This window comes from Mycobacterium sp. TH-M106 (assembly GCF_057473765.1).
The window spans coordinates 21,215-28,365 of the sequence record NZ_JBYCLE010000210.1 but is presented as its reverse complement, the minus strand read 5'-3'; the positions used below and the strand labels follow the sequence as shown (position 1 = coordinate 28,365).

Here is a 7,151-nt window from a genome sequence, read left to right as displayed (position 1 = left end):
GCAAGTGGCGCGAGCACCTCTACGAGATGGACTACCTCAAAGAGGGCATCGGCCTGCGGGCGATGGCCCAGCGGGACCCGCTGGTCGAATACCAGCGTGAGGGCTACGACATGTTCACCGGCATGCTCGACGGGCTCAAAGAGGAGTCAGTGGGCTTCCTGTTCAACGTCGCCGTGGAAGCCGCGCCGGCACAGACGGTGGCGCCGATGGCCGCACCGGAGGGTCTGCAGGAACTCGCCACGGCGGCCGCGGGCACCGCGCAGCAGCGTGTTTCCGGATCTGGCACCGGGTCCGGCCGGGCGGCACCGCCGGCTTTGCACGCCAAGGGCATTGGCGGCGCTGACGGTGGCGGGCGGGCGTTGACCTATTCCGGTCCCGCCGAGGACGGTTCCGCCCAGGTGCAACGCGGAAACGGTGAGCCCGGATCCGCGGGGCGTGCCGGCGCCGCTGGCTCAGCCGGCGCGACCGGAACCAGCCGGCGGGAACGCCGGGAGGCTGCGCGGCGCCAGGCCCGCGAGGCCAAGCTGGCGAAGTCGGGCAGGAAGCGCTAGTAGCCGTTCGGCGCACAAGCTCGGCCAGCGGCCCTATCGGAGGGCGAGCGCCGGTTGTCATCCAATGTGCAGCGCCACCATCTGCCAGCCCGGGCCGGCAACCGCCGGAATCCGCTCCAGGCGACAGGCCACGGCGTGGATCCGCCGGCCACGCCGGTAGGTCCCGAACACCTCGGCGGCCGTGGGTGGGTCCGCCGATCCGACCATCTGCAGCCGCAGCCGCTGCAGCGTCGCCACACCGGCGCATCGGGTCGCCGAGGAACTCGCGGGGTGCTCGGACAGCACTGACAGCACCGAGTCGACCAGGCCCGCGGCCAACAGCGGATGAAGGTGAGCCGCCGGACGACGCTGGTCGACGACCTCCAGCACCCGCCGCAGCGCGGTTTCGGCGAACGCGGCGGCCGCCCGCGTTGCCGGTGAGAGGACAGCCCGCGGCGGCCGGCCGGGCGGTACCGTCGTCAGCGTCGGTGCGTACTTGCGGCGCGACCGCAGCAGCGACGGTGCCCGGACTGGGAACCGGCCCTGCACGACCGCACCGGGCGGCGGCTCGTAGTCAATGATGGGCGTGACGGGCGCGACGGCTAGGGCGCCGGGCGGGATCGGGTTCACGGTCAAGGTCAGTTCTCCAGAGGTCGATCGGACTAACGGGCCTGCTGGAGAGTGGCAGAACGCCGTGGGCGCTATGGGCATCATCGCACAACCGGCGATCGGCTGCATTCGGGTGCGCTGCAGGCCGTTCGGTAGCGTGAGCGAGCAGCAGTCAATTCGGCCCGATCGGGGCTGGCCAGGTCGAGACGGCAGGGAGGACGGGCCGCGATGGTGAGCCGCTTGTCGGTATCCGATGCATCCTTCTACCGGCTGGAAAACACTGCCACGCCAATGTATCTGGGTGCGCTGCTGATCCTGAACCGGCCCCGCGCAGGCTTGAGCTACGAGAAGCTGCTGGCTACCGTGGAGCAGCGCCTGCCCCAGGTGCCGCGTTACCGTCAGAAGGTTCGCGATGTCATCGGCGGCTTGGTCAGGCCGGTGTGGATCGACGACCGCGATTTCGACATCACCTACCACGTTCGGCGTCGGGCGTTACCCTCGCCCGGCAGCGACGAACAGCTGCACGAGCTGATCGCCGAGGTGTTCCAGCAGCCATTGGACAAGTCTCGGCCGCTGTGGGAGATGTATCTGATCGAGGGGCTGGCCCGCAACCGCATCGCCGTCTACGCCAAGTCGCACCAGACGCTGGTGAACGGGATGGCCGCACCCGCGATCGCCCACGTGATCGTTGACCGGAGTCAGCGTCCGCCGCCGTTCGAGGAGGACTTCTGGATACCCCGCCGGGAACCCAGCGCCGCGGAACTTGTCGCCGGCGCGGTCGGTGACTGGATGCGCGCGCCCGCGGCGCAGCTGCAGGCTATCCGGTCGGCGGCCAGCCAGCTGGCGACCAGCTCCGGACTGCTGGCTCAGGCCGGCCGCAAGGCATGGGACGTGGCCCGTACGGTGACGCGCGGCACCGCACCGGCGAGCCCGCTCAACAGCGAGGTCTCCCCCAACCGACTGTTCACGGTCGCGCAGGCACGCCTGGAGGACTACCGGGCGGTGCGGGCCAGCTACGACTGCGATGTCAACGACGTGGTGCTGGCCGTGATCACCGGCGCGCTGCGCAACTGGCTGCTTTCTCGGGGCGAGCCGGTTCCCTCGACGCGGACGGTCCGGGCAATGGCGCCGCTCTCCGTCTACCCGGACGACGAGGTCGACACGACCGGACCGGTGGGGCACAGCCAGCCCGTCGGTGCGGTGACGCCGTTGCTGATCGATCTGCCGGTCGGGGAGCCCAACCCGGTGGTCCGGCTCTCCCAGATCAGCTATGCGACCGAATCGCATTCCGCCGCCATGCGCCTGGTCGACGCTCGAACCATTGTGGCCATGTGGGGTTTCGCGCCACCCACCCTGCACGCCATGGGAGTGCGGGCAGCGATGGACTCCGCGGGGTTTTCCGGGCGGGTGTTCGACTTGTTGATCACCAATGTGCCCGGTGTGCAGCGGCAGCTGTATGTCTGCGGCGCAAAGCTGCTGCAGGCCTATATGGTGCCGCCGCTGTTGCCCAACACGGTGCTGGCGATCGGTGTGACGTCCTACAACGGCATGCTGTACTACGGGGTCAATGCCGACCGCAAGGCGATGAGCGATGTCGGGGTGGTGTCGGCGTTGCTGCAGGAAGCGCTGGCTGAGCTGCTGGAGGCCGCCCAATGAGTGGGAAGCCCGGCCGGGACAAACTGGGCAAGCGGGTGTACAAGGCCGAGTTGTTCCGACTCCAAACAGAGTTCGTCAAACTTCAGGAGTGGGTGCGCCACACCGGGGCCCGCGTCGTGGTCATCTTCGAGGGTCGTGACGCCGCGGGCAAGGGCGGAGCCATCAAGCGCATCACCGAATACCTCAGTCCGCGTGTGGTGCGCATCGCCGCGCTGCCGGCACCGACCGATCGCGAACGCGGGCAGTGGTACTACCAGCGGTACGTCGCACACCTTCCGGGCCGCGGGGAGGTCGTGCTGTTCGACCGTTCCTGGTACAACCGCGCCGGTGTGGAGCAGGTGATGGGATTTTGTACGCCGGCCGAACACGCGTTGTTCCTGCGTCAGACTCCGCTCTTCGAACAGATGTTGATCGACGACGGGATCCTGTTGCGCAAGTATTGGTTTTCGATCTCCGGCGAAGAGCAGCTGCGCCGTTTCCAGAAGCGCCGCACCGACCCGGTCCGGCAGTGGAAGCTGACCGCGATGGATCTGGAGTCGGTCTACCGGTGGGAGGACTACGCGCGGGCCAAGGACCAGATGATGATACACACCGACATCCCCCAAAGTCCCTGGTACCATGTGGAATCCGATGTCAAGAAACACGCACGGCTGAATATGATGGCGCATCTGCTGTCCACCATCGACTATCACGAGGATGTGGCACAGCCGAAGATAGAGCTACCCGACAAACCAGTGGCCAGTGACTATCGGCGCCCGTCCCGCGAACTGTACAAGTATGTCGACGACCACGTCGCAACCCTGCTGGGCGACCGCGAATAGCGATCACTCGTCAAAGGTCGTCGTCCCGAAGCCGCTGGGGCTGTAGCTGATATACACCGGGCCCTGCTCGAAAGGGATGTACCCGGAATTCATCAGACTCCCCGAGGTGACGGTCGGGCCGTCTGTCGCGGTCGTCGTGTACGAGTACAGCAGCGTCTGGCCGTCGGCGGTGTAGACGGCGATCGCCGTCCCCGCCGGCAACTGCTCGCCGACTTGTACACCGGTGACCACGGACGACGGGATGGTTCCGTACACGCCACCGGAATCGATCATCACGTAGACGGGTTCAAGAGACCCGTGGCCGACCGAGACGTCAGCGGCGGTGATCGGCGCTCCGGCAACCGAGACGACGGGAGTCAACGGGTTGGGTCCGAACTCCAGCACCCCCTGGGATTCGCTGATGAGCGCGCCGTTGTTGAGCAGACCCGGCAGCGCCGAGATCACGGTGCTGGTGCCCGGGAATCCGTTGTTCGGCCCGATGCCCAGGACACCGTCTATGCCAGCGGGGGCGAAGTAGTTCTCGGCGGCCGTCGTCGATGCCGCGCTGATGACGTCGACGGCGGTCGGCGCCGTGACGATTCCATCCCCAAAACCCACCGTCGTGTCATAGGTGCTGTAGGAATACGACAGCCCGCCGCTGTAGCCGGCAGCACCGGAATAGACGACGGCGCCGAGGTTCTGTGTTCCGACATACTGGCTCAGCATCACCAGGCCGGTGGATCCGGTGTCGACCAGCACGGGCACCATCGGCCCACCGTTCACCGAGATGTCGATCACCGGCTCGGTCACGGCGTTCATGTGCAGTGGCACGGTGGCGTTGACCGGGCCGCCTGAGCTGTCAGTGCCGCCGGTCCCGCCGGTGCTGCCGGTGTGGCCGCCGGGGGAAGTGCCGGCTCCGCCGACGCCGCCGGCGCCGTTGACACCGGGCGAGCCGACCGGGCCGCCGCTGCCGCCGGCGTCGCCGCTGCCGCCGTTGCCGCCGTCGGCGCCGGCTCCGGCGCTACCTGTCTGAGCGCCCGGGCCGGCGGCCCCGCCACCGCCGGCGGTGCCCGCCTGGCCGCCGTCACCGCCGTCGCCGCCGGCGCCACCGTAAGCGTCGGGGCCGACGTAAGTGGCGCTGCCGCCGTTAGCGGCGTTCCCACCGCTGCCCCCGGGACCGGCGTTGCCACCGGCACCGCCGTCGGCTCCGGTGCCGCCCGTGCCGCCGTCGCCGCCGGTGCCGCCGGCGCCGCCGGTGCCGCCGTTCCCGCTGTTGTCGCCCTGGGCAAAGTACTTGCCGCTGCCATCCCCGCCGCTGCCGCCGTCTCCGCCGGCGCCGCCCTTGCCGCCGTCACCGCCAGCGAAGCCGCTGGCGCCTTGTCCGCCATCGCCGCCGTCGCCGGCGGCTCCGCCGGTGCCGCCGTTGCCGCCGGTACCGACGGGCAGCCCTTCGATCCCGGGTGCGGAGTCGAACCCGTTGCCCGGTGCGCCGCCTGCGCCGGCCGTCCCGCCGTTGCCGCCGTCGCCGCCGGTTCCACCGGCGCTGCCGCTGCCGTCGCCTCCCGGACCTCCGTCGCCGCCCGGACCGCCGTCGCCGCCGGGCCCGCCGTCGCCGTTGGATCCGTAGAGGCCGAACCCCGATTGGCTGGCGGCACCGCCCGGACCGCCCTGCCCCCCGGCGCCGCCGTCACCGCCGGTGAAGCCCGGGTTGTCGCCGAGCGAGCCGCTGTCGCCCCGGCCACCAGCTCCACCGTTACCGCCGGCGCCGCCGTTGCCGCCGCTGCCGAAGAACACACCGTTGGCCAAGTTGTCGGAACCCTGGCCAGGGCTGCCGCCGGAGCCGCCGGCGCCACCGTTGCCGCCGGCACCGCCCTCGCCGCCATCGTTGGCGCCGGCGCCGCCGTTGCCGCCGGCACCGCCCTGGCCGCCGCCTCCGCCCTGGCCGCCGTTGCCGCCGCTGCCGCCCACGGTGCCGCCGGCGCCCGCGCTACCGCCGTTTCCCCCTTTGCCGGCGTCGCCGCCGTTGCCGCCGGCCCCGCCGCTGCCGCCGTCGTTGCCGCCGGCGCCGCCGGTGCCGCCTTCTCCGCCGTTTCCGCCGGTGCCGCCGTTGCCGCCCGGGTCAGGATTGCTGACGCCGGCGGCGCCATCGCCGCCGGCTCCGCCAGCCCCACCCTGCCCGCCGTTGCCGTACTCGCCGCCGTTGCCGCCATTGCCGCCGTCACCGCCGTCCCCGCCGGGGGTCGTCGGACTGAACCCGGCCCCGCCGTTGCCGCCGTTGCCGCCGCTGGTGACCGCGGCGCCGGCCGCACCACCGGCACCGGCCACACCGCTGGCCCCGCCGGCCGCACCTCCTGTCCCGCCGGCACCGGCCTGACCTGGGTTGCCGCCGTCGCCGCCGGACCCGCCGTTGGGGTGGGCCGCGGTGCCGGCCGCACCGACACCGCCGTTGCCGGGTATTCCGCCGGCCCCGCCGGCCCCACCGGCGCCACCGTTACCGTCGACGCCGGCGGGACCGTGGATGGCGGCCCCGCCGGCCCCGCCGGCTCCACCGTTGCCGCCGGTTCCCCCGCTGCCGCCATTGCCGCCGTCACCGCCGGTGCCGTCACCGCCGTCGGCGAAGGAACCGGCCTCGCCGTCGGCACCGGCCCCACCTCGACCGCCGGCGCCCCCGTCACCGCCGGCTCCGCCGGCACCGCCGTGGCCGAACAGGCCCGTGCTGGCTCCGCCCGCACCGCCGTCACCTCCGGTGCCGCCGGCACCGCCGGCTTCGCCTGTCGTACCGTCGGGGCCGGCTGCGCCCATCCCGCCGGCCCCGCCGGCGCCACCGCAGCCGAACCACCGGCCGGGGGCAGCCCCACCTGCCCCACCGTCCCCAGCGACACCGTGGTCGACACCGTCGACACCGGTGCCGCCGTCACCGCCGGCGCCACCGATGCCCAGGAATGTGCCGCCGTTGCCGCCGTCACCGCCGGCGGCGCCTTCGCCGCCGTTACCGCCGGCACCGCCGTCACCGAACAGTCCGGCGGCCCCGCCGTTGCCGCCGGCCGTACCGGCTATGTCGCTGTTCCAGCCGGCGCCGCCGTTGCCGACCAACCAACCACCGGCCGTCCCGTTCGGGTGGGCCGCGGTGCCGGGGGTGCCGTTGCCGATCGCGTACGAGCCGACCAGATGGTCAATCGCATCGTCGGTGCGTGTACCGAACCGGCTGTTGATCCAGGCTTCGACAGCGGTATGCAGTGGGGTGTAGATGTCGTGGTCGATCCAGGCGGTCACGGTGCCGCTACCGCTGCCGGCCAGCGCATCGGTGGGCAGCTCGCCGAGGGGCATCGCCGCTGCACCGCCCGGATCGGTGCTGCCGGGCAAACTCAGCGCCGGATCGACAAGATCAATCAGCCAATCCAGCTCACCCTCGGCCCGCGCCGAGACGCCGGCCAGTGGGCACATCCCGAACGCCAGAAACGCCCCCGCGGCACCACCGGCTCCCACCACCCGACGACCCCACCTACTCGGCTTGGTGCTTCGCTGACCAGCCATGTCGGTGACCTTTGGTGAAGTT

At 71.4% G+C, this 7,151-nt stretch carries 4 protein-coding genes and 1 pseudogene; 3 read left to right on the top strand and 2 right to left on the bottom strand.

Going from position 1 to position 7,151, the window contains the following annotated elements:
• Nucleotides 1–551: pseudogene (locus tag AC2VOP_RS07695) on the top strand (preprotein translocase subunit SecA); the annotation flags it as partial.
• Between the two features lie 57 nt (nt 552–608).
• On the opposite strand, the gene AC2VOP_RS07690 reads toward AC2VOP_RS07695, so the two are convergent.
• A complete protein-coding gene (locus AC2VOP_RS07690) occupies nt 609–1,160 on the bottom strand; it encodes an Rv3235 family protein (protein ID WP_486960411.1) in 552 nt (183 codons plus the stop codon).
• Nucleotides 1,161–1,367: 207 nt separating this feature from the next.
• Here AC2VOP_RS07690 and AC2VOP_RS07685 point away from each other — a divergent pair, with 207 nt between their 5' ends.
• Together AC2VOP_RS07685 and ppk2 are read left to right on the top strand one after the other, a co-directional pair.
• Nucleotides 1,368–2,795: a WS/DGAT/MGAT family O-acyltransferase gene (locus tag AC2VOP_RS07685; RefSeq protein WP_486960409.1), complete on the top strand. Its 1,428-nt coding sequence runs from the start codon at nt 1,368–1,370 to the stop codon at nt 2,793–2,795.
• The gene (gene ppk2 / locus AC2VOP_RS07680) at nt 2,792–3,616 is read left to right on the top strand and encodes a polyphosphate kinase 2 (protein WP_486960408.1); all 825 of its coding nucleotides are present in this window, start codon (nt 2,792–2,794) and stop codon (nt 3,614–3,616) included. The genes AC2VOP_RS07685 and ppk2 overlap by 4 nt, the downstream gene beginning before the upstream one ends.
• A gap of 3 nt (nt 3,617–3,619) precedes the next feature.
• Here ppk2 and AC2VOP_RS07675 read toward each other — a convergent pair whose 3' ends face one another.
• Nucleotides 3,620–7,129: a PecA family PE domain-processing aspartic protease gene (locus tag AC2VOP_RS07675; protein WP_486960407.1), complete on the bottom strand. Its 3,510-nt coding sequence runs from the start codon at nt 7,127–7,129 to the stop codon at nt 3,620–3,622.
• Nucleotides 7,130–7,151 lie beyond the last annotated feature (22 nt).